Source organism: Microcoleus sp. D2_18a_B4 (genome assembly GCF_036702475.1).
In the GTDB taxonomy this organism is placed as follows: domain Bacteria; phylum Cyanobacteriota; class Cyanobacteriia; order Cyanobacteriales; family Microcoleaceae; genus Microcoleus.
This window is the reverse complement of sequence record NZ_JAUBTL010000144.1, coordinates 1-1,523: the sequence shown is the minus strand read 5'-3', so window position 1 is coordinate 1,523 and position 1,523 is coordinate 1. Positions and strand designations below refer to the sequence as shown.

At 45.8% G+C, this 1,523-nt stretch carries 1 protein-coding gene; it reads left to right on the top strand.

Annotation, left to right across the window (positions count from 1 at the left end; translation table 11 throughout):
* Positions 1 to 60: 60 nt before the first annotated feature.
* Complete coding sequence (tnpC, locus tag QUB04_RS32385; protein ID WP_333290751.1) at positions 61 to 1,509, top strand: IS66 family transposase; 1,449 nt, start codon at positions 61 to 63, stop codon at positions 1,507 to 1,509.
* Positions 1,510 to 1,523: the final 14 nt, after the last annotated feature.

Genomic DNA, 1,523 nt, shown 5'->3' with positions numbered 1-1,523 from the left:
GTAAGGATTCAGGTAAAAAATAGTGAGAGCGATCGCCGAGAAATATGATAATGTAGTCAGATGAGCGAAAAATCAGAGTTATTAGCACTAAAAATGGAAATAGTTGACCAGTTGAGCCGTGAGGAACTGGTCAAAATTGTGCTGACCCAACAAAAGCTGATTGAAAAATTACAACAAGAACTCGAAAAACTTAAAGACAAACAGCCCACCAATAGCAAAACATCATCGAAACCCCCATCAAGCGATCTCATACAGAAATCAGAGACAGTCGCTCTCGAGCGCTCAAAAGAATCAGAAACAGAACCCAAGCCTAAACCAGGAGGACAGCCTGGACATATCGGCAAAACCCGAAAAGGGTTCGGGCGAGTAGATAGATATGAAATCAGCACTCCTGACTCTTGCGAGCATTGTGGCAGCAGAGAATTAAGTGAGATGATGGGTTATAGCAAGCAGCAAGTAGCGTGTTTAGCAGCCTTACCAATTGAAGTGGTGGAATATCAACGAGTCAAATGTCAATGCCTAGAATGTGGAGCAATGGCGCTCGGACCCGTCTCACCGGGTATCGTGCCAGGACAAGATTTGAGTATCGACCTACAAGCATTATTGGTATGGCTAGGTAATTATGGGCACATATCTTACTCCAAGCAACAAGAGTTCCTGCGGGAACTAGGTGGCATCGAAATAGGGATAGGAACATTACAAGCAACCAACGCGCGGGTAGCTGATGCTGTAAAGCCCGCCGTTGAAGACTTATGGAAATGGGCACCGTTACAAGCCAACGTCCATGTCGATGAAACCCCGTGGTGTGTTAAGGGCATCAAAGAATGGTTGTGGACAGCCACGGGTCAAAATTTTTGCCTGTTCCATGCGGCAGACACTCGCAGCAGAGCTGAATTAGAGACAATGCTGGGTTCGGAATTTGCTGGGGTGTTGAGCTCTGACGATTTCAGTGTCTACAACGGTGTTGAGGTGGGAGCGCAGCAGAAATGTTTAGCCCATCTACGGCGACATTTTAAGAAAGTTCTGCTTCTGGGCCACGGTAACAACACAGTAGTTGCGTCTGCGTTCTTGGATTTAATTGATGAGGCATTCCGACAACATCGAAAATGGCGCTCCCACCCTGAAGAACTCGATTATCATGCTTGGGCGAGGGACTTTAAGACCAGACTGGCAGCATTGTTAAATACTTGGCAAGGTCATGTTGGTCATGCTGCGGGACTTTTACTGCGCTCGTTACGTGAGAAAGCGCACCAATGGTGGTATTTTTTAGACCACCCATCCATTCCTCCTGACAATAATTTAGCGGAACGTTCTCTACGATTAGCCGTGACTAAACGTAAGGTATCGGGTGGTTCCCGATCGATGTTTCGGTTTGAACAAACTGCTGATTTGTTATCAGTGATTCAGACTTGTCGGTTTCAAGGTAAAAGTGCAATGGCTTTTTTCCGTAAGGCTATATCTGCCCATTCTTGTAACTTTTTTATGCCTTCTCTTGTTCCCCAATCTTAGACCTGAATCCTTAC

Excerpts from the sequence above, each read along its gene's own strand:
- tnpC (WP_333290751.1), top strand. The coding sequence starts at position 61 with ATGAGCGAAAAATCAGAGTTATTAGCACTAAAAATGGAAATAGTTGAC.